This is a genomic window from Acinetobacter sp. YH01021 (assembly GCF_013420255.1).
Classification (GTDB): domain Bacteria; phylum Pseudomonadota; class Gammaproteobacteria; order Pseudomonadales; family Moraxellaceae; genus Acinetobacter.
Window position 1 is genome coordinate 290,097 of sequence record NZ_VOYO01000001.1, and the last position, 26,047, is coordinate 316,143.

The 26,047-nt window shown below is 45.5% G+C and carries 22 protein-coding genes; 10 read left to right on the forward strand and 12 right to left on the reverse strand.

What is annotated here, in order from left to right; all coding sequences use genetic code 11:
- Positions 1 to 89 precede the first annotated feature (89 nt).
- Positions 90 to 2,294 carry a bifunctional 23S rRNA (guanine(2069)-N(7))-methyltransferase RlmK/23S rRNA (guanine(2445)-N(2))-methyltransferase RlmL gene (rlmKL, locus tag FTT86_RS01390; protein ID WP_071850358.1) on the reverse strand — a complete coding sequence of 735 codons (2,205 nt, stop codon included), beginning with the start codon at positions 2,292 to 2,294 and terminating at the stop codon, positions 90 to 92.
- Between the two features lie 232 nt (positions 2,295 to 2,526).
- Between rlmKL and FTT86_RS01395 the strand changes: the two genes are divergently transcribed.
- From FTT86_RS01395 to FTT86_RS01410, 4 genes are all read left to right on the forward strand, one after another.
- Complete coding sequence (locus FTT86_RS01395) at positions 2,527 to 2,871, forward strand: hypothetical protein (protein ID WP_004280135.1); 345 nt, start codon at positions 2,527 to 2,529, stop codon at positions 2,869 to 2,871.
- Positions 2,872 to 3,095: 224 nt separating this feature from the next.
- The gene (locus FTT86_RS01400; protein ID WP_004730000.1) at positions 3,096 to 4,112 is read left to right on the forward strand and encodes an aspartate carbamoyltransferase catalytic subunit; all 1,017 of its coding nucleotides are present in this window, start codon (positions 3,096 to 3,098) and stop codon (positions 4,110 to 4,112) included.
- Positions 4,113 to 4,122: 10 nt separating this feature from the next.
- Positions 4,123 to 5,358, forward strand: a complete 1,236-nt coding sequence (locus FTT86_RS01405; protein ID WP_071850357.1) for a dihydroorotase — start codon at positions 4,123 to 4,125, stop codon at positions 5,356 to 5,358.
- Positions 5,359 to 5,540: 182 nt separating this feature from the next.
- The gene (locus tag FTT86_RS01410) at positions 5,541 to 7,031 is read left to right on the forward strand and encodes an OmpA family protein (protein ID WP_180180413.1); all 1,491 of its coding nucleotides are present in this window, start codon (positions 5,541 to 5,543) and stop codon (positions 7,029 to 7,031) included.
- 54 nt (positions 7,032 to 7,085) lie between these two features.
- On the opposite strand, the gene FTT86_RS01415 is transcribed toward FTT86_RS01410, so the two are convergent.
- The 8 genes from FTT86_RS01415 to FTT86_RS01450 all read right to left on the reverse strand — a co-directional run bounded on the left by FTT86_RS01415 (position 7,086) and on the right by FTT86_RS01450 (position 16,562).
- On the reverse strand, positions 7,086 to 8,498 hold the full coding sequence (locus FTT86_RS01415) for a short-chain fatty acid transporter (RefSeq protein WP_004280129.1): 1,413 nt from the start codon (positions 8,496 to 8,498) through the stop codon (positions 7,086 to 7,088).
- 96 nt (positions 8,499 to 8,594) lie between these two features.
- Positions 8,595 to 9,233: a CoA transferase subunit B gene (locus tag FTT86_RS01420; RefSeq protein ID WP_004646586.1), complete on the reverse strand. Its 639-nt coding sequence runs from the start codon at positions 9,231 to 9,233 to the stop codon at positions 8,595 to 8,597.
- Positions 9,234 to 9,235: 2 nt separating this feature from the next.
- The gene (locus FTT86_RS01425) at positions 9,236 to 9,940 is read right to left on the reverse strand and encodes a CoA transferase subunit A (RefSeq protein WP_004729993.1); all 705 of its coding nucleotides are present in this window, start codon (positions 9,938 to 9,940) and stop codon (positions 9,236 to 9,238) included.
- 93 nt (positions 9,941 to 10,033) lie between these two features.
- Complete coding sequence (locus tag FTT86_RS01430) at positions 10,034 to 10,936, reverse strand: hydroxymethylglutaryl-CoA lyase (protein WP_180180414.1); 903 nt, start codon at positions 10,934 to 10,936, stop codon at positions 10,034 to 10,036.
- Positions 10,933 to 12,927 carry an acetyl/propionyl/methylcrotonyl-CoA carboxylase subunit alpha gene (locus FTT86_RS01435; RefSeq protein ID WP_180180415.1) on the reverse strand — a complete coding sequence of 665 codons (1,995 nt, stop codon included), beginning with the start codon at positions 12,925 to 12,927 and terminating at the stop codon, positions 10,933 to 10,935. Before FTT86_RS01435 ends, FTT86_RS01430 begins: the two co-directional genes overlap by 4 nt.
- 19 nt (positions 12,928 to 12,946) lie before the next feature.
- Positions 12,947 to 13,741, reverse strand: coding sequence for an enoyl-CoA hydratase/isomerase family protein (locus tag FTT86_RS01440; protein WP_004646590.1), 795 nt, complete (start codon positions 13,739 to 13,741; stop codon positions 12,947 to 12,949).
- An 11-nt stretch (positions 13,742 to 13,752) separates the two neighbouring features.
- Entirely contained in the window at positions 13,753 to 15,354 is a 1,602-nt protein-coding gene (locus FTT86_RS01445) for a carboxyl transferase domain-containing protein (RefSeq protein WP_004646591.1), read from the reverse strand.
- 35 nt (positions 15,355 to 15,389) lie between these two features.
- Positions 15,390 to 16,562, reverse strand: a complete 1,173-nt coding sequence (locus tag FTT86_RS01450) for an isovaleryl-CoA dehydrogenase (protein ID WP_004646592.1) — start codon at positions 16,560 to 16,562, stop codon at positions 15,390 to 15,392.
- A gap of 148 nt (positions 16,563 to 16,710) precedes the next feature.
- On the opposite strand from FTT86_RS01450, the gene FTT86_RS01455 reads away from it, so the two are divergent.
- The 5 genes from FTT86_RS01455 (at position 16,711) to FTT86_RS01475 (ending at position 21,829) form a co-directional block, all read left to right on the forward strand.
- Positions 16,711 to 17,346 carry a TetR/AcrR family transcriptional regulator gene (locus FTT86_RS01455; RefSeq protein ID WP_071850349.1) on the forward strand — a complete coding sequence of 212 codons (636 nt, stop codon included), beginning with the start codon at positions 16,711 to 16,713 and terminating at the stop codon, positions 17,344 to 17,346.
- Positions 17,347 to 17,444: 98 nt separating this feature from the next.
- On the forward strand, positions 17,445 to 19,133 hold the full coding sequence (locus FTT86_RS01460) for an AMP-binding protein (protein WP_071850348.1): 1,689 nt from the start codon (positions 17,445 to 17,447) through the stop codon (positions 19,131 to 19,133).
- A 308-nt stretch (positions 19,134 to 19,441) separates the two neighbouring features.
- Positions 19,442 to 20,110: a class I SAM-dependent methyltransferase gene (locus FTT86_RS01465; protein WP_071850347.1), complete on the forward strand. Its 669-nt coding sequence runs from the start codon at positions 19,442 to 19,444 to the stop codon at positions 20,108 to 20,110.
- A 62-nt stretch (positions 20,111 to 20,172) separates the two neighbouring features.
- Entirely contained in the window at positions 20,173 to 20,970 is a 798-nt protein-coding gene (locus tag FTT86_RS01470; RefSeq protein ID WP_071850346.1) for a thioesterase family protein, read from the forward strand.
- A gap of 82 nt (positions 20,971 to 21,052) precedes the next feature.
- A complete protein-coding gene (locus tag FTT86_RS01475) occupies positions 21,053 to 21,829 on the forward strand; it encodes a Rossmann-like and DUF2520 domain-containing protein (protein ID WP_071850373.1) in 777 nt (258 codons plus the stop codon).
- A gap of 225 nt (positions 21,830 to 22,054) precedes the next feature.
- Here the strand turns inward: FTT86_RS01475 and trmB are convergent, their stop codons facing one another.
- Together trmB and FTT86_RS01485 are read right to left on the reverse strand one after the other, a co-directional pair.
- On the reverse strand, positions 22,055 to 22,771 hold the full coding sequence (trmB, locus tag FTT86_RS01480) for a tRNA (guanosine(46)-N7)-methyltransferase TrmB (protein ID WP_004280110.1): 717 nt from the start codon (positions 22,769 to 22,771) through the stop codon (positions 22,055 to 22,057).
- Positions 22,772 to 22,922: 151 nt separating this feature from the next.
- The gene (locus FTT86_RS01485; protein ID WP_071850345.1) at positions 22,923 to 24,368 is read right to left on the reverse strand and encodes a SulP family inorganic anion transporter; all 1,446 of its coding nucleotides are present in this window, start codon (positions 24,366 to 24,368) and stop codon (positions 22,923 to 22,925) included.
- A 217-nt stretch (positions 24,369 to 24,585) separates the two neighbouring features.
- On the opposite strand from FTT86_RS01485, the gene FTT86_RS01490 reads away from it, so the two are divergent.
- Entirely contained in the window at positions 24,586 to 25,197 is a 612-nt protein-coding gene (locus FTT86_RS01490) for a glutathione binding-like protein (protein WP_004729975.1), read from the forward strand.
- A 54-nt stretch (positions 25,198 to 25,251) separates the two neighbouring features.
- Here FTT86_RS01490 and FTT86_RS01495 read toward each other — a convergent pair whose 3' ends face one another.
- Positions 25,252 to 26,034, reverse strand: a complete 783-nt coding sequence (locus tag FTT86_RS01495) for a thiazole synthase (protein WP_005107305.1) — start codon at positions 26,032 to 26,034, stop codon at positions 25,252 to 25,254.
- Positions 26,035 to 26,047: the final 13 nt, after the last annotated feature.

Below are 26,047 nucleotides of genomic sequence, written 5' to 3' on the forward strand. Positions count from 1 at the left end.
CGGCGAGCTTTAAAGCATGGCTTAAAACTCAGCTCAGGGAAAATAAAGAAGATATCAATCGTGATAAAGACAGTTAATTCATCATCAAATTACACTTGCGGATGACGGATTTTCCAGGCACGGTGAATCTTTTGATTCCGCTTGAAGTCAGGTCCAATGGTTTCCTGGGTAATTTCTTCAACATCAAAGAAGGCCAGAATTTCTTCATCCATCTCAAAACCACGATAGTTATTTGAGAAATACAAGGTACCATCAGTGGTTAAGCGGTTCATCGCACGTTTTAACAGGGACAAATGGTCGCGCTGTACGTCAAAGGTCCCGTAGAATTTCTTCGAGTTTGAGAAGGTTGGTGGGTCGATAAAGATCAGCTCATATTGCTCATGACCTTCTTTTAGCCATTCGAAACAGTCAGAGGCAAAGAACTGATGCTGTTCATCCGCATGATCCACGGTTAAGCCGTTCAGAACAAAATTTTCTTTAGACCAGTTCAAATAAGTATTCGACAGATCGACGCTGGTTGTACTTGCAGCACCACCCAAAGCAGCATGTAAACTTGCCGTTGAGGTATAGCTGTACAGGTTCAGGAAGTGTTTGCCTTTTGCTTCACGTGCAATACGTAAACGCATTTGACGGTGATCCAGAAACAGACCGGTATCCAGATAATCGGTCAGGTTGACCAGAATCTTGGCTTGACCTTCCTGAACGATAAAACGCTTGGATGCTGTACTTTGTTTGGTGTACTGGTTTTTACCTTCCTGACGTGCACGGGTCTTGATAAAGATCGCATCACGGCCCAAACCGGTCACGGCACGAATGGCCTGTAAGGCCAGGTTGAAACGTTTTTTGGCTTTTTCCGGATCAATAGTTTTAGGTGGCGCATATTCTTGTACATGCAAACGCTCGCCATACAGATCTACTGCGACGTTAAAATCAGGTAAATCTGCATCATAGAGACGTAAACAATGGATCTGTTCCTTGACTGCCCATTTTTTTAGAGCTTGCATATTTTTGGTCAGACGGTTGGCAAACTCCATCGCACCTTCAATCGGTTCAAACTGCTGAGGCTGCCAGCTTTCTAGGAATGGACGTACCACTGCGGCCGGTTTAACCGTACCGAAGCGGATATAGATCGGCAATTTACCATTCATCAAACGCAGGATTTGCGGATCATTGAACGCCAGCACATCGGCCTGTTCCACTTGGGAGGCAATCACAGCCGCTTTTTGATTCGGGAAATTCTTTTGCAATAAAGCCGATAAACCCAGGTATAAAGAACGGTTTTGCGCTTTATCGCCGAGACGTTCGCCATATGGCGGGTTGGTCACGAAGAATACTTTCTTGCCTTCTGCATGGAAATCAGGCCAGTCATTTAAAGTCCGTTCTTCGATCATGATATTGTCGAGAGCAGCTTCAAAACCCGCCGCGATAATATTTTGTCTGGTGGCTTTAACCGCTTCCCAGTCCGCATCGAAAGCATAGAATTGTGGTAATGGATTTTCCATTGCCGCTTGATGACGTTCAGCAGCTTCGGCCTTGATGCTCATCCACAGTTCATGGTCATGGCCATTCCAGCCATTAAAACCGAAACGACGGACCAGACCCGGTGCACGGTCGGTCAAAATCATTAGGGATTCAATAATAAAGGTACCTGAACCACACATTGGATCGACAATGATGTCCGGATTAATCTGTTTAAGCTGGCCTTTTTGCAGAATCGCAGCAGCCAGGTTTTCCTTAATCGGTGCATCAGTCATGAAACGGCGATAACCGCGTTTATGCAAAGAGTCACCAGACAGGTCGAGGCAGTAAGTATGTTCTTTCTTGCCTGCCAGAATATACATGGTGATTTCTGGCTGTTTGGTGTCAATGCTTGGACGTTTGCCTACCGCTTCCATAAAGGAATCTACGACACCATCTTTGGCACGTAAAGTCGCGAACTGGGTGTTGACCTTGATGTCACGCTCGACATGCAAACGAATCGCAAAGGTGCTTTGTGGTGCAAAAATCAGCGACCAGTCGAAGCTGAGAGCCCCTTCATAGAGTTCTTCTGCCACATCACGGGCATCATGAGAAAATTCAATTTCATGCGTGTGGATTGGCATCAAAACACGTGAAGCCAGACGTGACCACATGCAGATACGATAAGCATTTTCCAGTGTGCCTTTAAAGGTCAAACGGCCCGGAAAACGCTCAATATTCTGAACACCTAAGCCTTGTATTTCTTCTTCTAATAAGGTTTCCAGACCATCGGCACAGGTGACCCAATAATTGCTTAAACGTGGAGAGGTATTCATATAATAGAGAGACCAAAAAAGATAAATAAAAAACTGCGCTAAGTTTACCGTATTTTTATATTGAAAGCTTTTGAAATTCTCTGAAAGGCCGTGGCATGTGATAGAGAAAAATAATATTCACACTATAAATTGAGGAACTGGTACGCATTTTGCTCTATACATGGCAAATCAGGCGGTCAGTCGATGGGGAGCGATGGCTGCCTGATTTTTCAATTTTATAATGGGGGTTAAGATGTTAGAGAATCAGTTACGCAACCATGACGCTTTTTCAGTGGCCACTTTAATTTATGCACGTTTACGACGTGTTTCAGGTCGGGTAATTGATGCAATTTATCTGGCAGAGAACCTGGATTATGCCCGGCATGTGATTCAACTGGCAGAGCAAACCCAGGATCCAGATTTGAATCATCTGATCCAGCGCCTCAAAATGGTACTGGAGATTTCTGAAACAGCACAAGACTCACCAACAGAATCTGCACACCCAAGCCAGCAGGAAGGGCTGATCTCGGTCGAACCGGATGAAGACGATATCTATCGTGCACAGGTGTCACATCGTTATATTGGTGCACTGCGTTAAACCTGAGATGGGTGTGAATGCTCCAGACTGAAGCGCCCGTTGGTTTTGTACTTAAAATCAGCAAGATGCAAATCGGGTTAAATTATCTTATTGAAAAAATACAAAGGAATCTGATTTTTTATTTTTATTGTTCAGATGCTTTTTGTACAAGTAGCAGCATAGCCAACTATAAAAATTCGCCAATCTCTGTATAATATGTTGACTTAACGCATAAGGAATCTCTCATGCACTTGGCGGCATTGCATACACCGAGCCAGATTCAACTCAATAAAGAAGGTAATCTAAAACACTTCTTGACCATCGAAGGTCTTTCTAAAGAAACCCTGACAAAAATATTGGACACTGCACAGTCCTTTTTTAATGACCAAAATCAGCTGATCACCAATAATTTGCTCGAAGGCAAAACGGTGATGAACCTGTTCTTCGAAAATTCAACCCGTACCCGCACCACCTTTGAAGCCGCTGCCAAGCGCCTTTCTGCCAACGTTCTCAATATCGATATTGCCCGTTCGAGTACTTCCAAAGGTGAAACCCTACGTGATACGTTATGGAATCTGGAAGCCATGGCGGCCGATATTTTCGTGGTACGCCATTCATCTTCAGGGGCAGCACATTTTATTGCCAAAGATGTCTGTCCAACCGTGGCAATTATTAATGCCGGTGATGGCCGTCATGCGCATCCGACACAAGCGATGCTGGACATGCTGACCATTCGCCGTGAAACCAAGAAAAAATTCGAAGAAATGTCGATTGCAATTATTGGTGATATCAAGCATTCACGTGTCGCGCGTTCAGATGTGGCCGCCTTGCAAACTTTAGGCTGTCAGGATATCCGGGTGATTGCACCGAATACCTTGCTGCCATTGGGCTTTGAAGAATATGGTGATGGTGTTCGTCTATTTAATAATATGGAAGACGGCATCAAAGACTGCGACGTGATTATTACGCTTCGTATTCAGAACGAGCGGATTGATTCTCCAGCACTGGCCTCGCAAGCTGAGTTCTACAAAATGTATGGTTTGAATAAAGAACGTCTTGCCATGGCCAAACCGGATTGTATCGTGATGCATCCGGGACCAATGAACCGTGGGGTTGAAATCGACTCAAGTATTGCGGATGGCCCACAATCTGTGATTTTAAAGCAGGTGACCAATGGCATTGCAGTGCGTATGGCGGTGTTGGCTTTGTCGATGCAAGGCCAGTTACAAGAACAAGGTTTGATTGAAGCGATTGCGGGTTAAGGAATAAGTCATGACTATTGTAAAAATTGAAAATGTCCGTGTTCTTGATCCAATCCAAAACACTAATTCTATCCAGACCGTGTATCTGGAAAATGGAAAACTCGTTGCAGAAACAGCGGATGTCTCTGAAACGATAGATGGTCAAGGCAAATGGTTGATGCCAACCATGGTTGACCTGTGTGCGCGTTTACGTGAACCCGGTCAACAGCAACACGGTACACTTAAGTCTGAAGGGAAAGCGGCACGTGAAAATGGTATTTTGCACGTGTTTACGCCACCTGATTCAAAGCCAATCGTACAAGATAATGGTGCATTGATTCACGGCCTAGTTGAAAAAGCCATGCTGGATGGTGGTATCTATCTTCAAGTGATTGGTGCACAAACCCAAGGCTTAAATGGTCAACAACCGGCAAATATGGCGGGCTTGAAAAAGGGTGGTTGTACTGCGGTTTCCAATGCCAGTGCGCCGTTTGCCAATGATGATGTGGTATTACGTACACTTGAATATGCTGCAGGTTTAGACCTGACGGTGGTGTTCTATGCCGAAGAACCACAAATCGCCAAAGACGGCTGTGTGCATGAAGGTTTTATTGCATCACGTCAGGGCTTGCCGATGATTCCGGCACTGGCTGAAACCGTGGCGATTGCCAAATATCTGTTGATGATTGAATCAACCAAAGTACGAGCACACTTTGGTCTGTTGTCTTGCGGTGCATCAGTCGAATTGATCCGTATTGCCAAGGAAAAAGGCTTGCCAGTGACCTGTGATGTGGCCATGCATCAGTTACATCTGACCGATCATTTGATTGATGGATTTAATTCACTGGCACATGTACGTCCGCCGCTTCGTTCTGAACAGGACAAAGAATTATTGCGCCAAGGTGTGAAATCAGGCGTGATTGATGCGATCTGTACTCATCATGAACCACTAAGCAGCTCTGCGAAAATGGCGCCGTTTGCTGAAACGCAGCCAGGTTTCACTGCTTTTGATACCTATGTACCTTTTGGTCTGCAACTGATTCGTGAGGGATTGTTGACTCCACTGGAATGGGTGGAAAAAGTGACCTTAGCTCCGGCACGTGTTGCACAAATGGCAGATCGATGGATAAATGAATCAGGCTGGGTGTTGCTAGATCCGGAACTGGAATGGACCCTGAATAAAGAAAGTATCGTGTCACAAGGTAAAAATACCCCGTTAATTAATCAAAAAGTGCTGGGTAAAGTGGTTCAAACTTTTGCTGCTTAAGTGATCCCAATTTTATAAAAGTCAGCTTCGGCTGGCTTTTTTTATTTTTTAAATTTTGTGTTGGTAAAATGAGTACTCAATAAAAATAGTGAAACTTTATGATATTCATACAATTATTTACATTTTAAAAAAATGGGGATCGTTACACTGATTAAATATTAAACATTAGAAAAATCAAAAGAATGGTGACGATTATGAATATAGACTTTATAGAACGCTTAAAAAGCGATGTTACGGCGATTGTGCTTCAAGGTGAAACCGAGCATTTATTTGCCAAAGATCAAGCTTTGGCTCAATTCTATCCCATCTTTTTAAGTATATTACGTTCACGTCCCGCCTGGATTGAAAATCTTGGTCAGCAACTCAATCCAAAAATCCATGAATTATTCAATGCAAACCCGGCACTCAAGCAGCAGTTTCTAAATCAACTCGATCAGAGCGCACCGCAAGACGAAATAGAACATACCTTGAACCGGTCAATTGTACCGACCATGAATTTTTTACAGACCGAAGCAGGTGCTTCGAGTCCGGAAGCGATTAGCCATTTGCTGGAAACCCACGCCGATTCGATTCAGCGTACATTACCCGTTTGGGCTGGCCCTATTCTGGCAGCGCTAGGAGTTTCACCCTTGGCAGGGCAGAATTTAAATCAGGAGCCTGTATTGGCGGAGCAGACCATCATTGTTCAGGAAGAGAGAAAAACCGGCTTTTTATGGCCGTTTATTATTTTTCTGATCTTAGCGGGTTTGATCCTGTTTCTGGTTCGTAGCTGCATGCAGGATGAGGTTGAAGATTCAAATACCCAAGCGACCAGTGAAGTTGCTGCAGCTCAGCCTGCATCCTTGCGATTAAGTACCGGCAGTAATGGCGAAATTGTCAGTTGCCAATTACAGCTGAATAATCCGCAGTATATGGAAATTCTACAAAATGAGATCAAACAGATCTTTAATTATAATATTGGTTGTGGTGCGCTGAGCAGTGAGGTTTATCATTCAGAATTTATTGATCAGGATACTATTCCGACTGTGTTGAGAACAATGCAGGGAATGCCAAATGTGTCACTTGACTGGATTGGCAATCAGGTTTCAGTGCGTGCAGCAACCAATGCAGAGGCCGAGCGTCTGGCAGCACAAATTCGTAGTCTGGCCAAAAATGTCACAGTGGTGACCCAGCAGCCGCTCAATAGAAGTGACGTGATTAATACCGCCAATAGTGAGGCAGAACAAGCCTTGGCCAGTATCAAGACCGATAATGTTAAAGCGCTGGATGTGGCGACTGCACTGAATTTACAGATCATTAATTTTGATACGGCATCGACTGAAGTTCCCGAGGTCAATAAATTGGTGCTGGATCAGGCTGCTGCATTATTGCAACGAGCACCGCATGTCATTCTGAAGGTTACAGGACATGCCGATGCTCAGGGTAGTGAAGCAGAAAATAAGGTGCTGTCTGTGCAACGAGCTCAAGCGATTACCAGTTATCTCGTTGGAAAAGGGGTCAATCCTGCACAGTTACAGGCAGTTGGCATGGGAGAGGATCAGCCGGTTGAACCCAATGCCACACCTGCCGGACAGTTTCAGAATCGTCGCGTGACCTTTGAGGTCGTGAATACCGAAACGGGAATTGTACGTGAAGTAGATGATGAAGGTGTAGTTGAGAAGACAGGAAATTAAGAGAGCGGCCTAAATAAAAAAGGACGAATTTTCGTCCTTTTTTATTGTTTTGAATTAAGAAAATACCGGCGGGCTGTAGGTCAGCGTTCTTCCTAGGAACCAGAGCAGGAACAGTACCAAAGGCAGATGGAAAATCAGCTGGGTCACCGTGAATCCAATCACATCTTTAGCTTTCAGTTTCAGGATACCCAACATCGGCAACATAAAGAATGGATTAATCAGGTTGGGCAAGGCTTCTGCCGCATTATAAATCTGCACCGACCAGCCCAGATGCACTTTCAGGTCATGCGCAGCCTGCATCACATAGGGTGCTTCGATAATCCATTTGCCTCCACCGGATGGAATAAAGAAACCCAGAATCGCCGAGTATAAGCCCATCACAATGGCAAAGGTTTCCTGTGAGGCAATGGAAACAAAGAACTCGGCAATGTAATGTGACAAGGACAGATCGGCCGGGTTTAGCGCATTGGTCATCATAAAGGCAATACTGCCATACAGTGGAAACTGGATCAGTACCCCTGAAATAGCCGGAACGGCCTTTGAAACTGCATTCAGAAAATTTCGTGGTGTACCGTGCAAGGCCACGCCCAAAATCAGAAAGATAAAGTTATAGGTATTTAAGCTGGAAATGGCCAGAATCGGATTGCTTTTGGAAAATTCGTTAAACATCCAGACTGCGCCCAGAATCACAATCAGAATGCTTAAAATGGGTGAATTTTCCAGCCAATCCCCCGGTCTTTTTTCGGCAGATACTTCCGTTTTTTCTTCTTCAATCTGAATCGGGAAGTGTTCAATGGTTTTAATGTCAGAGCCTTTAGGAGCTGACCAGTAAGCAATTGCAATTGAAGCTACAATCAGTACCGCCGTCATGATCATGGATTGCGGCAGGAAAATAGTCTCGGTAAATGGGATCACGCCCGTCAGATTATAAATCGGTTCAGGCAGACTGCTTTTATTGGCCTGTAACTGTGCAGCTGAAGAACTGATGCCCAGTGCCCAGGTCGCACCCATCCCGATAATCGCGGCAGCCGCAGCGGCGCGGTAATCCATGTTAAGCTCTTTACGCTGTGCCAGTGCAATCACTAGAAGTGCAGTCAGTACGGTACTCATGGCCCAGTTAATTAAGGAAATTAACAGGCTGACCGTGGCGACCAGGACAATCGCACCACGACCGGAATGCGGCAGGCGCGCCATTTTCTGGATCAGAAGCTGGACAGGCTTAGATACGGAAACCACATAACCGACCACGATCAGCATGCACATCTGCAAGGTAAAGGGAATCAGGCTCCAGAAGCCGTCTCCAAAGGAAATCGCGACATCCTGTGCGGGTGCACCAATTCCGATGGCGGCAATCGCCACAATGATGACGCCAAGCAGGGCAAAAATATAAGAATCCGGAAACCATTTTTCAGACCAGTCGCTGACGCGCAAGGCGAAGCGCTGCAAAATATTTTGTTGAGTTTGCATGATTAAAATCCATTTATTCTGCGATTATTATTTTGAAATGAAACAGCTATATATAAAAAAGCCCTTAAGATGCTTCATTCTTAAGGGCTGGCTGGATCAGGCAGCGTTACGTAGTAGCGCTACCCCCGTGACTTTTTGAATCTCTTCAAAACTTACCTCTGGTGCCAGTTCAACCAGTCGAATTCCATCAGGAGTAACATCCAGTACACCGAGATCGGTAATAATCCGGTTCACCACAGCCTGGCCGGTCAGCGGCAGACTACATTCTGGAACTATCTTAGGTGTACCATCTTTGGCGCAGTGTTCCATCAAGACCACGACCTTTTGTACACCCGCGACCAGATCCATGGCACCGCCCATGCCTTTGACCTTTTTGCCTGGAATCATCCAGTTGGCCAGATCACCAGTTTCGGACACTTCCATAGCACCCAGAATGGCAATATTGACATGACCGCCACGGATCATGGCAAAGGAGTCGGCACTTGAGAAAAATGAAGCACCTTTACGCGCGGTAACCGTCTGTTTACCGGCATTGATCAGGTCGGCATCCACTGTCTCCTCGGTTGGAAATTCGCCAATCCCCAGCAGGCCATTTTCCGACTGCAGCCAGACATTGATATTTTCCGGAATATAGTTCGCGACTAGCGTCGGCAGGCCAATCCCTAGATTGACGTAGAAACCATCTTCAAGCTCTTGTGCCGCGCGCTGCGCCATTTCATTACGTGTCCAAGCCATGATCAAGCCTCCGCCTTTAAAGTCATCTGTTCAATACGTTTTTCCGGTTGAGCATTCAGGACTATCCGGTTCACATAAATTCCCGGAAGATGGATTTCGTCCGGATCCAGCACGCCAATTTCGACAATCTCTTCGACTTCAGCAATGGTAATTTTGCCGGCCATGGCACAGACCGGATTAAAGTTCTGGGCGGTTTTACGGAAAATCAGGTTGCCGGCTTTATCGGCCTTATAGGCTTTAACCAGAGCAACATCAGCTGTTAAAGATTCTTCCAGAATGTAAGACTTGCCATTAAATTCACGGACATCCTTACCTTCAGCGATCACGGTTCCGACACCCGTCGCCGTATAAAAAGCCGGAATACCGGCACCGCCAGCACGTAATTTTTCTGCCAGTGTACCCTGTGGGGTCAGCTCAACTTCCAGTTCGCCATTTAAATATTGACGTTCGAATTCCTTGTTTTCACCGACATAAGAGGAGATCATTTTTTTAATCTGTTTTGTTTCCAGTAAAAGCCCCAGACCGAAGCCGTCTACACCGGCATTATTGGAAATACAGGTCAAATTTTTGGCACCAGTTTCTTTTAGGGCCGTGATCAAAGCTTCTGGAATACCACATAGGCCGAAACCACCGACAGCCAGAGTATGACCATCTTGCACCACATCCTTTAAGGCGGATTGAGCGCTGTCATAAACCTTGTTTGACATCTTGTCACCTCTATTGTTATTACAGCAGACTTAAATCTGCTGTTTATATCCTTATGGGTTGCTTAAGTTTATTTTGCTCAAGCATGATTATTGTTAAGCACAGGCTTTTTGCCAGTAGGCATTGGCATAATTGGATGGATTATTGCGCTGCAAGACTTCACTGATATTACGACTGGCCTGCATCAGTGCATCCAGCTGAATACCGGTTTCAAAGCCCATATTCGAGAGCAGGTAATACAGGTCTTCGGTCGAGACATTGCCAGATGCACCTTGGGCATAAGGACAGCCACCCAGTCCAGCAATGGAGGAGTCAAAGACCCGAATGCCTTGCAACAGTGACTGATAAATATTGGCAATCGCCATGCCGTAGGTATTATGGAAATGACCGGCCAGCACTTTGGCATCAAGTTCAGCCAAACAAGCTTCCCAGACGTATTTAACCCGGTCTGGGGTGGCCGTGCCAATGGTTTCACCCAACGACACTTCATAGCAGCCCATCTCCAGCAAACGCTGCGTGACTTTCACCACCTGCTTGGGATCAATCGCACCTTCATAAGGACAGTCCACCATACAGGAGACATAACCGCGTACCTTGATGTCATTGGCTTTGGCGGCTGACATCACATCGGCAAACTTCTCAAAACTTTCATCAATCGAGCAGTTGATGTTTTTGCGGGTAAAGCTTTCAGAAGCAGCGGTAAATACTGCCACTTCCTTGCAACCCACAGCCAGTGCCGATTCAAAACCTTTCAGATTTGGGGTCAGCAGACTGAACTGAATATTTGGATCTTGAGGTAGGCTGGCAAAGAGCACATCACTGTCTGCCATTTGCGGTACCCATTTGGCTGAAACGCAGGAGCCGACTTCGATGGACTGTAGACCGGTTTTCATCAGGTCCAAAATCAGGTTTTTCCGGTCATCCAATGTCAAAGGTGTTTTTTCATTTTGCAGGCCATCGCGTGGCCCGACTTCTACGATTTTGACAAAATCCGTCATGCCACTTCCTCCGCCAGCGGCTGGAACTCGACCAGTTCATCACCGGCTTTAACCTGATCACCCTTCTGGAAATATGAGCTTGCGATGATGCCGTCATGCGGTGCGCGAATCGAGTATTCGATCTTCATGGCTTCCAGCGTCATCAGCACATCATCTTTCTTGACTTTGTCATTGGCTGCGACCAGCACCTGGGTAATGACACCTGGCATTGGTGCGATCAGATTATTTTCCGTGCCTTGCTCATCCTGATTATTAAAATCAGACTTCAGGTAATTGAACTTATAGCTTTGACCATTCTGGAATAGGGTAATGCCTTGCTCAGTCTGGCTAAAAGCCAGTTTTTGCTGTTTACCCGCCAGTTGTAACGCTAAAGTATGGGCATCGACGAGCTGACCCTGAATTTGAATTTGCTGACCGTTATAGCTGGCGACAAAGCCTTGATCCTGAGTGCGGAACTGAACTTTCAGGTTGATGCCATTGCGTTGTAATTGCACTGTATGGCTATTTTGCTGGTTTAGGCGCCAGAATGCTTGCTGCTGCCATACCGGATTGCTTGGAGCGGGATTCTGTGCTTGACGTGCCAGGAGCTCAATCAGTGCGGCACTAACTACCAGTTCGGCACGGATATCCGCAGAAGGTTTGAGCAGAAATTCTTCTTCACGTTGAATCAGGCCGGTATCTAAATGTGCATTTTTAAACGAGTCACACAGCACTAGGCGATCTAGAAAAGCAATATTGTTACCCAGACCATCGACATGGAACTGACCCAGTGCATGGTGCATCTGGGTTAGGGCTGCTTCACGGTTTTTGCCCCAGACAATCAGTTTGGCAATCATCGGATCATAATAAGTGCTGATCTCGTCGCCCTCGACAATACCGCTATCGACACGTACACAGTCACTTTGCTCCGGATAATGCAGGTAGCTGATCTGACCAATCGCAGGAATAAAGCCTTTTTCCGGTTCTTCGGCATAGACACGGGCTTCGAGTGCATGTCCATGAATCTGTAATTCATACTGCTGCTTTGGTAAAGGCTCACCAAAAGCCACGCGCAGTTGCCATTCCACCAGATCCTGTCCGGTAATCATTTCAGTGACCGGATGTTCAACCTGAAGACGGGTGTTCATTTCCATGAAGTAAGCTGTGCCGTCTTGCTCCACGATAAACTCGACTGTACCGGCACCGACATAATTTACTGCACGCGCAGCATCGATTGCCGCCTGACGCATCGCCTCCAGTTTGTCTTCCGGCATTTTCGGTGCAGGCGCTTCTTCCAACACTTTCTGATGGCGACGCTGTACCGAGCAATCACGTTCGAACAGATGTACATAATTGCCGTGGGTATCACCAAACACCTGCACTTCAATATGACGTGGCTGAATCACATAACGTTCAATCAGAACGTCTTCATTGCCAAAACTTGAACGTGCTTCACTCTTGCATGAAGCAAGCGAGCTAAGAAAATCTTCGCTGCGTTCCACCAGACGCATGCCTTTACCGCCACCGCCGGCACTGGCCTTGATCAGTACCGGATAGCCAATATTGTCTGCCTGCTGTTTCAGGAAGTCGGCATCCTGATTGGTCCCATGATAGCCGGGGGTTAGAGGCACACCGGCTTTTTCCATCAGCGCTTTAGAGGTGGCCTTTAGACCCATTGCCAGAATGGCATCGACTGGCGGGCCAATAAAGACAATATTGTTGTCCTGACAGGCCAAGGCAAACTGGTCATTTTCGGACAGGAAACCATAACCGGGGTGAATCGCCTGGGCACCAGTGTTTTTGGCTGCCTGAATAATGCGATCAATTTGCAAATAACTTTGTGCTGCTGGCGATTCACCAATATAGATCGCTTCATCGGCCAGTTTGACATGTTGTGATAGTGCATCGGCATCGGAGTAGACGGCAACAGTAGCAATACCTAATTTCTTCGCTGTACGAATGACACGGCAGGCAATTTCACCACGGTTGGCAATTAAAATCTTTTCAAACATCGTAGGATCCTTCTTGTTGTTATGCCGTGGTCTTGATCCAGGCCGGGCTTTGTTTGTTCAAAAATGCATTCAGTCCATTTTTCGCCTCATCTCCCTGGCGAATATGGGCAATATGCTGTGCTGTTTTAAGCAGTAAATCTTCGGTCAAAACCTGTTGGTCAACCAGTTGGATCAACTGTTTCGATGCGCTCTGTGCAGCAGGACCACCCAGTAAAAGTGCTTCCACAATTTCATCAATTTTGCTGTCGAGCTGTTCTGGTGTAGTAACTTCATGCGCAAGACCAATGCTTTTGGCCTGTTCAGCAGTAATCCGCTCGGCGGTCAGGAAATAACGTGAGGCCTGACGGGCACCAATCGCACGAATCACATAAGGGCTGATGGTCGAAGGTGCCAGACCTAAGCGAACCTCGGAAGTGGCAAACTTGGCATCTGTACTGGCCACACAAATATCACAGGCTGAGGCCAGCCCCATGCCGCCACCAAAGGCAATGCCGTGTACCCGGGCAATGGTTGGCTGTTTTAAGGTCGCCAGACTTTGCAGCATTTTTGCCAGTTTGAGAGCATCCGCTTCGTTGTCTGCCTGTGATGCCTGACCTGCCTGTTTCATCCAGTTCAGATCCGCGCCAGCAGAGAAACTCTTGCCTCGGCCTGCCAAAATCACCACACGCACATCATCATGGTCATTTAAAGACCGGAAACAGGCATGCAGTTCTTCAATCACCTGGGTATTAAAAGCATTGTGCAGTTCGGCACGGTTAATCCAGACTGTCGCGACCTGATCCTGCTGTTCGAGCTGTAAAAATTGATATGTCATTTTGTCACCCCTTACATGCGGAACACGCCGAATTTGGTTGGCTGGATGGGCGCATTCAGTGCCGCAGCCAGACTCAAGGCCAAGACTTCACGCGATTGCGCTGGATCAATCACACCATCATCCCATAAACGCGAAGACGCATAATAAGGGTGGCCTTGGCGTTCGTATTGGTCACGGATTGGTTGTTTAAACTGGTCTTCTTCTTCAGCTGACCAAGTTCCGCCTTTTTGCTCAATCTGGTCACGTTTTAAGGTCGACAAGACGCTGGAGGCCTGTTCACCGCCCATCACTGAAATACGCGAGTTTGGCCAGGTCCACATAAAGCGTGGCGAGTAAGCGCGTCCACACATACCATAGTTGCCTGCACCAAAAGAACCGCCAATCACTAGAGTCAGTTTCGGTACATTGGCATTGGCGACGGCCATCACCAGCTTAGCACCATTTTTGGCAATGCCTTCATTTTCATACTGGCGGCCGACCATAAACCCGGTAATATTTTGCAGGAAAATCAGCGGAATATTGCGCTGGGTACACAGTTCAATAAAATGTGCGCCTTTTTGGGCAGACTCGGAAAATAGAATGCCATTATTGGCAATAATCCCGACCGGCATGCCATAGAGCTTGGCAAAACCGGTCACCAGGGTAGTGCCGAAACGTGCCTTGAACTCGTCAAAACGTGAGCCATCGACAATACGCGCTATCACTTCACGGATATCAAAAGGCTTGCGCGCGTCACTCGGCACAATGCCGTACAGTTCCGAACTGTCAAACAGCGGCGCTTCGATTTCATCTGCGGTCTTGTTTGGCTTTTTGTTCAGGTTGGCCACGATGTTGCGGGCAATCGCAAGTGCATGTTCATCGTTTTCAGCCAGATGATCAGCCACGCCAGACAAACGGGTATGCACATCACCACCACCGAGATCCTCACTGGACACCACTTCACCAGTAGCTGCCTTAACTAGAGGAGGGCCGCCTAGGAAAATGGTGCCCTGATTGCGGACAATAATGGTTTCATCTGACATGGCAGGCACATAAGCACCGCCTGCAGTACAGCTGCCCATCACCACTGCAATTTGGGCGATACCTTGGCTCGACATACGTGCCTGATTGTAGAAAATACGGCCGAAGTGATCGCGGTCTGGAAATACTTCATCCTGTAAAGGCAAATATGCACCGCCTGAATCCACCAGATAAATACAAGTCAGATGGTTCTGTTCGGCAATTTCCTGGGCACGTAAATGCTTTTTCACTGTTAATGGATAATAAGTACCGCCTTTCACCGTAGCATCATTGGCGATGATCATGCAGGTCACACCCTTGACCTGACCAACACCAGCGACCACACCTGCGGCAGGAACATCATCCTGATACACCTGATAGGCAGCCAGCTGACCAATTTCCAAAAAAGCTGTGCCTGGATCAATTAAATGATTAATCCGTTCACGGGGGAGTAATTTGCCACGGTCCAGATGTTTTTGACGGGCAGTTTCGCCACCACCCAAAGCAATTTTTTCAACTTTCTGTTTTAGGTCATCCACCAGTTGCAGCATGGCAGTCTGGTTGGTTTTAAACTCTTCACTACGTATATTGATTTTGCTCGATAACTGATTCATGACCAACATCCTTGTTTTATTCTAAGTGTTAAGGTTTAGGCTGTTTCGTTGAAAAGTTCACGGCCAATCAGCATGCGGCGGATTTCTGAAGTACCGGCGCCAATTTCATACAGTTTGGCATCACGCCATAAACGGCCGGCAGCAAATTCGTTGATATAACCGTTACCACCTAAAGTCTGAATGGTTTCTCCTGCCATCCAGGTCGCTTTTTCAGCAGCATATAAAATGGCACTGGCAGCATCTTTACGCAGGCTACGGCTATGCTCAGCTTTGTCACATTCAGCACCGACCGCATAAACCAGTGCCTTACAGGCTAGCCAGGTCGAATACATGTCGGCAATTTTGCCTTGCATTAACTGGAATTCGCCCAGCGCCTGACCAAACTGTTTACGGTCATGAATATATGGAATCACGGTATCCATACAGGCATCCATAATCCCCAGTGGGCCAGCACTCAATACAGCACGCTCATAGTCCAGACCACTCATCAAGACCTTGGTGCCATTACCGACGCCGCCCATGACGTTTTCTTTCGGAACTTCAACATTGTCAAAAAACAGCGGATAAGTGTTTGAACCACGCATGCCGAGTTTGTCCAAATGGGTGCCGTGGCTAAAACCTGGCATATTTTTCTCAACCAGAAATGCAGTCATGCCTTTGGCACCGGCTTGCAAATCGGTTTTTGCATAGACCACCAGGACATCGGCATCGCCACCATTGGTGATCCACATTTTTGAACCATTCAACAGGTAGTGATCGCCTTTGTCTTCTGCTTTCAGTTTCATGCTCACCACATCCGAGCCTGCATTCGGTTCAGACATTGCCAAGGCACCGACATATTCACCTGAAATCAGTTTAGGCAGATAACGCTGTTTCTGTTCTTCAGTACCATTTCGCTTAATTTGGTTTACACATAGGTTAGAATGTGCGCCATAGGACAGCCCAATGGATGCAGAAGCACGGGAAATTTCCTGCATGGCAATGATGTGCGCCAGATAACCAAAATTTGAACCGCCATATTCCTCACTGACTGTCAGCCCGAGCAGGCCCATCTCGCCAAATTTTTTCCAAAGGTGAGCAGGGAACTCGTTGTCACGGTCAACCTGTTGAGCAATCGGGGTAATTTCTTTGGCGCAAAATGCGGCCACTGAATCACGAAGCGCTATTAGAGTTTCATCCAAACCGAAATCCAAGCTTTGTAAATTCATTCTTCATCCATCCTGAGGTTATATTTGTTGTGTCCAAAAAAGCATTGTTGTTGTGCTTGTGGTTTTAACATACAACGAAAAAATAAAAAAGTGAATCTATATTCACAAAATGATTTACAATTCATTTTATCTTGTTGAGATTAATTTTATGAGTTATAAAAGATCATCATTGATGCAGGAACGAATGGAACAAAATCGCCTGTCGATTTTGGAATCTGCTCGTGAACTGATTATTCAAGGGGGCTTGAAGGAGGCATCGATTCAGGCGATTGCAGAACGCGCAGGCGTTTCTACAGGGCTGGTCTATCGATATTTCGAAAGCAAAAGCCAGATTTTAATTGAGGTTTTGTCGGCCGCGATTCAGCATGAAGTCGGAATTCTGAACCATATTGCCGAGTCAGATTTATCGCCAAAACTGAAATTGCAAAAATCTGTTACAACTTTTGTCAAGCGTGCCATGAATAGCCCCCAATTGGCGTATTCACTGATGTTCGAACCGGTTGATCCGGAAATGGAACATGAGCGTTTTCGCAGTAAGCAGCTGCTTAAGCAGAGCATTAAGGAAATTCTGGCCGAAGGCAAGGTCAATGGAAAATTCGAATTTGAAGATTTGAATACGGCAGCATTAGGTGTGGTTGGTGCCATGACCTTTGTCGTGATTGAACCTTTAAATCCGTCCCGAAATGTCATGTTTGATCAGAAGTATAAGGATCACTTTGTCAAACAGATTGCCGATTTTTGTGTCAACGCAGTACGTGGGCAGGAGGAAAATTTACAAGCATAAACACACAAAAAACCGGTACACAGACAAGGTCGTCGTGGTCATAAAACAATTAGTAAAGTTGAAAATCAGAATTACAAAGAATCAAGGAGATCGATTCAATGACACAAGTACGGTTAAGCTATGCCTATGGAACCAGCAGTCAGCCTTTGTTGGGCATGACGATTGGTGAAAAATTTGATCAGGCTTGCGAGCAGTATGCAGAACGTGATGCGGTAGTGAGTTTGCATCAGAACATACGCCTCAGTTACCGGCAGCTACAGGATCAGGTCAATGCCTTTGCCTGTCAGCTGCTGAAACTAGGTATGCAAAAAGGTGACCGTCTGGCAATCTGGTCGCCGAACTGTGTGGAATGGACCATTACCCAGTTTGCGGCCTTCAAGGCAGGCATTATTCTAGTGAACCTGAATCCGGCCTATAAAAGCAATGAGCTTGAATATGTGCTAAACAAGGTCTCCTGTAAGGGACTGGTGATTGCAGCGCAGTTTAAGACGACGGACTATCAGGAAATTCTGACTAAAATTGCACCTGAGCTGATGCAGACTGAAAGTAAATTCCTCAATGCAGAGCGCTTGCCGCATTTAAAGCATGTGATTGAAATTGATGATCAGCAGCATACCGGTATCCACCGTTTTCAGGATTTACTAAGCTCGCCAAGCGCCCAAGAGCTGGAACAACTGCAACAGATCTCCAGTGAATTGCAGTTCGATGAAACGATTAATATCCAGTTTACTTCGGGCACTACGGGCAATCCGAAAGGCACCATGCTGACCCATAATAATATTTTAAATAACGGGTACTTTGTCGGTGAAGCGATTCATTTAGGTCCAGAAGACAGCGTCTGTATTTCAGTTCCTTTATTTCACTGCTTTGGTATGGTGATGGGTAATCTGGCCTGTATTACGCATGGTTCTGCCATGATCTATCCATCAGCTGTATTTAATCCGCTAGAAACCCTGAAAGCCATCCAGCAGGAAAAATGTACCGCGGCTTATGGCGTACCAACTATGTTTATTGCGGTGCTGGAACATGAGCAGTTTGATGAATTTGACCTATCCAGCTTGCGTACCGGGATTATGGCGGGTAGTCCATGCCCGCAGGAAATTATGCAGCGCGTGATTGAACGTATGCATATGTCTGAAATCACGATTTGTTATGGCATGACTGAAACCGCACCCGTCAGTGCACAAAGCTCAACGGCAGACAGTGTCGAGCAACGTGTCAGTACGGTTGGCCGGGTACATCCGCATCTGGAAGTTAAAATTGTCGATGAAAATGGCAAGGTGGTTCCACGCGGCCAATTGGGTGAGCTGTGTGTACGTGGTTATTCAGTGATGCTCGGTTATTGGGAAGATCAGGATAAAACCCAGGAAGTGATTGATGCGGCGCGCTGGATGCATACCGGTGATATCGCTGAAATGGATGATGAAGGCTTTGTCAAAATCAAGGGCCGAATCAAGGACGTGGTGATTCGTGGAGGGGAAAACCTGTTCCCGAAAGAAATTGAAGATTTCCTTTATACCCATCCGGCTGTTTCAGATGTACAGGTGATTGGGGTGCCAGACCATAAATATGGTGAGGAACTTTGTGCCTGCATCATCCTGCATGAAAATGATCCTTGTACTGAAGAAACCATCCGTCAGTATTGTAAGGAGCATATTTCTCACAATAAAGTGCCGCGCTATGTGCGTTTCTTCCAGGAATTTCCAATGACGGCTTCAGGGAAGGCGCAGAAGTTCAAATTGCGTGAATTTATGCGTGAAGAGCTGAACTTGAAAGAGATTGCTTAAACTTTATTTTTTACGTTAGAACTAATCCTAAAGCTAACAATTAATAGCAACTCATCAGAGAGCCCGGCGACATGGATGTCGCCGTTTCACTGTATGGCAGGGATGCCATATCAGTGAAACAAAAGGGTTTGGTTACTTTGCCCCGTCAAAGTAACGAGAAACCTGCGCAATGGACGTTCAATATATCTAGCAGTTTGAGGTTGTACATTTAGCAAGATTCTAAAATGTCTGTAAATGAATTTACTGATCACGACGGTCTGGTAATAGAAATACATGAATGTACTGAACATCTAAAATCAGAGTAAAATATGGCAAAAAACTTTCACAGTGAAGTCGTGGTCGCCAGTTATGACGATCATATCCGTAAACTGATTCCCGGTTATGAACTGGTGCATCAGCAGATTGAAGCAATTCTCAGCACTGAACTCCCAGAAACCGCACATATATTAATAGTGGGTTGCGGAACAGGTTATGAATTGTCGTATTTATTAGAGCAACATCCAGACTGGACCTTTACTGCAATTGATCCATCAGCAGCCATGCTGAAACAGGCTAGTAAAAATCTGAATTCTATAGATCGACAAAGGGTGCAATTCATCCAAAGCACGATTCAAGATTTGAATCAGCCGGATACTTTCGATGCCGCATTGGCCATTCTGGTGGCTCATTTCATTCCAAATTCCGAAAAAAACGGATTTTTTCAGGCTATCCATCAGTGTCTTAAAACCAACGGTCTTGCATTGACCTATGACCTGATGCAACCCGAAGATCAGCAAAACATCAAAATTATGCAGAAACTAGCGCAACAGACAGGATTGAGCCTAGCGCAAAGTGAAAAAATGATTGAACGCTTGGAGCAGGATTTTCACTTGTTATCTGCACAAAATTTTACAGCACTTTTAACCAAAGTCGGATTTAAACATTGCAAGATTTATTGTCAAATCATGAATTATTATGGCTTTTTGATACGAAAATAAAGATCAAAGAACTTTTTGCAAATTCTAAAGTTTAAGAGAATATTCAGGGAAGTATTAAAACAATGTCGGCATATTACAGTTTTATTCAGCGCGAACAGCATGCAGATGGCAGTACCACGGCCTGTTATAGTTCTAATATTCATGCACAAGGTGCATGGAATCCGCATGAGCAGCATATGGCGCCAGCCACCGGTATTCTGTGTGTCGAACTGGAACAGTTTCAGCCACGTGCTGACATGCGTATTGGTCGGGTCGGGCTGGATATTTTTGGCCTGATAGCCTTTGGTGAATTTTCAATTACTACGCGCATGATCCGTCCAGGTAAAACCATCGAACTGGTTGAGGCTGAAATGTGTGCCAATGGCAAAACCTGCATTGTGGCACGTGCCTGGAGAATGCTAACTTCAGATACCAAGGCCATTGCTGGAGTGGAAGACTTTCCGATTGAAAGTCCAGAATATTTACCTGTTTGGGAGGGTATGCGTTGCTGGCCGGGTGGTTATATCCAGAGTATTGAAACTCGGGCACATGCCGACCATCGTGCAGGCAAGGGGATTGTCTGGCTGAGAAATTCGCTGGACATGGTGGAAGGACAGCTCACTACAGATTTTAGTCGTTTGCTCGGTATGGTTGATACGGCCAATGGCATCGTGCCACGTCAAGACCCGAATTCTGGTTGGGGATTTCCGAATCTGGACCTGCAGATTCATATGCACCGTCTGCCGCAGGGTAAATGGCTGGGACTGGAAGTGGTACAGCAATATGGTGAAGATGGTATCGGTTTAACCAGCGGAATCCTGCATGATGTTCATGGACCTTTTGGTCGAAGTGAACAGATTCTGACCCTGCGAAAGTTCTAAAGTCTATTCGAAACATCAAGGCTAATTGCCTCAATCTTTATTTATTGGCATGCTGTGCGTAATTTATCAGGAAGAACAGCAGATGCGGATCAGTATGATTGGGGCAGGGCGAGTGGCATATCATCTTGCCCTGGTATTGTCAGCACAACATGAGATCGTACAGATCTACAGTCGAACCCTAGAAAAAGCACAGCAACTGGCTGAGCAATTCAACGCTCAGGCAATCGCTCAGCCTGAACAGCTGGATCATGAGGTGGATCTGGTCATTATCGCGGTCAGTGATCAGTCGATTGTCAGCGTCATTGAAAAGATTCATCCGTATCTGCAGCAGAATCTGATCGTACATACCTCTGGCAGCACTCATCTCGATTTACTGAAAAATGTGCATGCGCGTGCAGGCGTATTTTATCCTTTACAGACCTTTAGTCTGGAACGCCAGATTAATTGGCAGCAGACGCCAGTGTTTATTGAAGCGGTGAATGAACAGGACCAAATCCTGTTATTAGAATTGGCAAATAGCCTAAGCAATCGTGTTTATACTTATAGTTCTAGTCAACGTCTCAGTTTGCATCTTGCAGCGGTATTTGCCTGTAACTTTGCCAATTATTGCTATGACATGGCCAAGCAGGTAGTGGATGCACAACAGGTCGATTTCAGTTTGCTGTATCCCTTAATACTGGAAACCGCCAATAAAGCCACTCAGAATGATCCTAAACAAATGCAGACCGGTCCAGCGATGCGTGGTGATCAGAATATTTTACATATGCATCAGCAGATGTTGGCCAATATGCAGCGGGAAGATTTGCAAAATGTCTATCAGTTGTTGAGCCAGCAAATCCTAGAACGTCATCGAAAATAAAAGAGCCGGATTTTTTAGTCTAAAATAAAATACTCAATTCTTTTTCCTCTTTAATTTTGGTGAAAAATGAAAAGAAAAAATAATAAAAAATGGAAATAGTATAAAGATGAAAATCTATTTTTCTTCTTAAGTGTTATTTCGGGTGCATTTGTCTTTATATAAGTGGATTGCAAAATTTTTCCCATAAAAAAGCGCTGATTAATCAGCGCTTTTTTGAATCTTGGATTAAGAAATTTTCTTGAAGATAAAATCATTAATCTTGTGGCCGGCTTCAATGCCGCGACGTTCAAACTTGGTTTGTGGACGCCATTCCGGACGAGGATAGCTATTGCCTTTGCCCGCCAGATTTTCCAGACGTGGACGTTCTTCCAATACTTCTATCATCCATTCCGCATACGGTTCCCAGTCCGTTGCAGCATGGAAAGTTCCGCCAAGCTCCAGCTTTTGCTCCACCAGCGGCATACGGTCATGCGAAACAAAGCGGCGTTTAAAATGACGTTTTTTCTGCCATGGATCAGGGAAGTATAACTGAACTGCATTAATACTATTGTCTGGCATTTCACGTAATACCTGAATTGCATCAGCATCCAGCACACGTAAGTTCGTTAGGCCTTCAATACCTGCTTCATACACGCACTGCGCAATTCCAGGTACATGGACTTCAATTCCGACAAAGTTACGTTCAGGATTAGCTTTGGCCATCAATACCAGTGAACGGCCCATACCAAAACCAATTTCTACAGTCAAAGGACGTTCAGGATGTTCAAAGTGCTGACGCAAATCACCGACTGGATATTCCAAAATTAAGTGACCATATTGTTCAAGCGCAGTACGTTGAGAGGTATTCAGCGGCATTGAGCGGCGCATAAACGTCACGATTTCACGGTGCTCGCTTAAGTTTTCCAGCTCCACGACTTGCTGGTCTAATTGATCGTTCGACATAACTTTGGCAAATCTAAAAATTCAGAATGCGGTATTTTAAGTCCTGAGCCGAGCAAGTCAAACTTTTCTCGGTATTTCTCCATAAAAATCGGCAAGATCTTCCAGATAAAATAAAAGAGCCAATTGAGGCTCTTTTATTAATCATCGTTCATCAGCTACTAAAACGGTCGATCAATCTACTGCTGGCTTCATTCAAACCATTCACCCTTACATCTATCCCTTGGGCTTTAAACTTCTGAATCACGTTATTCAGCATATTGACCGAAGTCACGTCCCAAATATGCGCATGGGTCAGATCCAGTTCGACATGCTCAAGCTTCTCTTTAAAATCAAAGAACTGATAGAACTTCTCTGAACTGCTAAAGAATATCTGTCCAGAAATAAAGTAGCTGCGTGAATGAGCCGAATTCAAATGCGTATAGACATGTACGGTTCTTTCCAGTTTATTAATAAAGAACAGGGCAGAGAGCAATACGCCGACAAATACACCAAGCGCCAGATTATGAGTGGCAAGCACGACAATAATCACGGCAATCATCACGGTATTAAATTCTAGCGGATGTTTGCTGAATTGCTTGATTGCTCCCCATTGAAAGGTGGTAAATGCCACCATAATCATGATCGCAACCAGAGCTGCCATTGGGATATAAGCCAGCCAGTCTTTCAAAAAAACCACGAGACACAGCAGAAACACGCCAGCGACCAGAGTCGATAAACGGGTACGTGCCCCTGAAGACACATTGATAATTGACTGGCCGATCATGGCACAACCGGCCATCCCGCCCATAAAGCCGCTGACAATATTGGCCATACCCTGACCACGACATTCCTGATGACGGTCACCTTCAGTTCCGGTCACTTCATCAATGACTGTAGTGGTCATCATGCTTTCCAGCAAACCGACAGTCGCCAAGGTAAAGGAATAAGGCAGGATAATTTGCAAGGTTTCCAGATTGAGTGGAATTTCTGGAATCAGGAATACTGGCAAAGTATCCGGGAATTGTCCAAGATCGCTCACGGTACGCATATCTGCACTTAACAACAGCGCCAACCCGCTTAATACGATAATACAGATTAAAGGTGAGGGAATGGCTTTGCCAATTTTCGGGATATACGGAAACAGATAAATAATTGCCAGACCAATCGCAATAAACAGATAACCGGTGCTATCCATCCGGTTAATTTCCGGGATTTGTGCCACAAATATCAGGATCGCCAAGGCATTCAAAAATCCGTATACCACCGCCTGCGATACAAAACGCATTAATTTAGCGACTTTAAAATACCCCGCAATGACCTGAATGATACCGGTCAGAATTGTGGCAGCCAGCAGATATTGCAGACCATGTTCTTTTACCAAGGTAATCATCAAAAGCGCCATTGCGCCTGTAGCAGCAGAGATCATGGCGGGACGTCCGCCAAAAAAGGTAATGGATACTGCAATGCAGAAAGAAGCATATAAACCGACTTGCGGATCGACGCCGGCAATGGCAGAGAAGGCAATTGATTCAGGAATCAGGGCAAGTCCCACCACCAGACCTGCCAGTACATCTGTGCGGATATTAGAAAACCATTCTTCTTTTTTCAGGCTAATCACGAAATATCATCTATATTTTGAAAACCTGTGTATGTTAAACAGATAGAGATAAAAATCTACACAAGATTGACTTGCAAAAGCCCGGAATATCCTGAATATTGAATGAGTAACTGCCCCAAAATGACAGTTACGCTTTTTTGCAATTTACAGGTTTGATCACTTGAAAGTTTGTCAGAAGCGATTTAAAACATTGAGAAGTGTATAACAAGGATCAGAAATGAAGCTTTACTATTCGCCAGGTGCCTGCTCACTGGCAGCACATATTATTTTAAATGAAATTAATGTCGATTTTGATTTGGAACGTGTTGATTTAAAAACACATAAAACAGAAAAAGGTACGGATTATTACGAAGTTAATCCTAAAGGCTATGTACCAGCGTTAGAAATTAACCCTGGTCTGATCCTGACAGAAAATGTTGCAATTCTACCGTTTCTTGCTCAACACGATCCAAAACAAGATTTGATTCCACCATCGGGCATGGGACGTGCCAAAGTGCTGGAATGGTTAGGTTATCTGAACTCTGAACTACATGATGCCTATGCGGTGTTCTTCGGTGGCAAGTTATCCGACGATGAAAAGAAAAAAGCCTATGCGGAGATTGATCGTCTATTGAGTTATATCGATAAAGCTATCGGTGAATCGGACAATGATTATCTGGTGGATGATAACTTTGGCCCTGCGGATGCTTATCTGTTTGTCTTGACCAACTGGTCGAACCAGATTGAGCATGATCTGAGTCCATATAAAAATATTATTCATATCCGTAATAAGGTAGCAGAACGTCAGTCTGTACAGATTGCCATGCGTGATGAAGGTCTGATTCCTTAATTACTGGAAAAAATAAAGGACTCAATTGAGTCCTTTATTTTTGTTCATGAAAATTTATTTAAAGAAATAGCCGGTTTCCGGTGAGCTGGCATTGGCCATACGCTTGCGCGGCATACGGCCTGCAAGAAAAGCTTCTCGGCCTGCTTCAACGGCTTTTTTCATCGCAGATGCCATCAAGACCGGATTTTGCGCTGCCGCAATCGCTGTATTCATGAGTACGCCGTCACAGCCCAGTTCCATCGCAATCGCAGCATCACTGGCTGTACCGACACCGGCATCGACCAGAACCGGGACTTTGGCATTTTCCTTGATGATTGACAGGGTATGTGGATTCAGAATGCCCAGACCAGAACCAATCAGGCTACCCAATGGCATAATCGCAACACAGCCCATGCTTTCCAGCTCTTGCGCCACGATCGGATCATCCGAGGTATAAACCATGATCTCAAAGCCATCGTCAATCAAGGTGCGCGCAGCTTTCAGTGTTTCGGTTACGTTTGGATAAAGTGTCTTTTCATCACCCAAAACTTCAAGTTTGACCAGATTGTGGCCATCGAGCAACTCACGCGCCAGCATACAGGTGCGGACGGCACTATTGGCATCGAAGCAACCTGCGGTATTCGGCAAAATGGTATATTTTTCCGGAGGAATGACTGACAGCAGGTTCGGCTGGTCAGGATCTTGGCCAATATTGACACGGCGAATAGCGACAGTGACAATCTCTGCACCACTGGTTTCAATGGCCTGCTGAGTTTCATTTAAATCTTTGTATTTGCCCGTGCCTACCAAAAGGCGTGAATGGAATTGGCGTGAACCAATCTGTAATAAATCTTGCATAATTGTCCCGAGT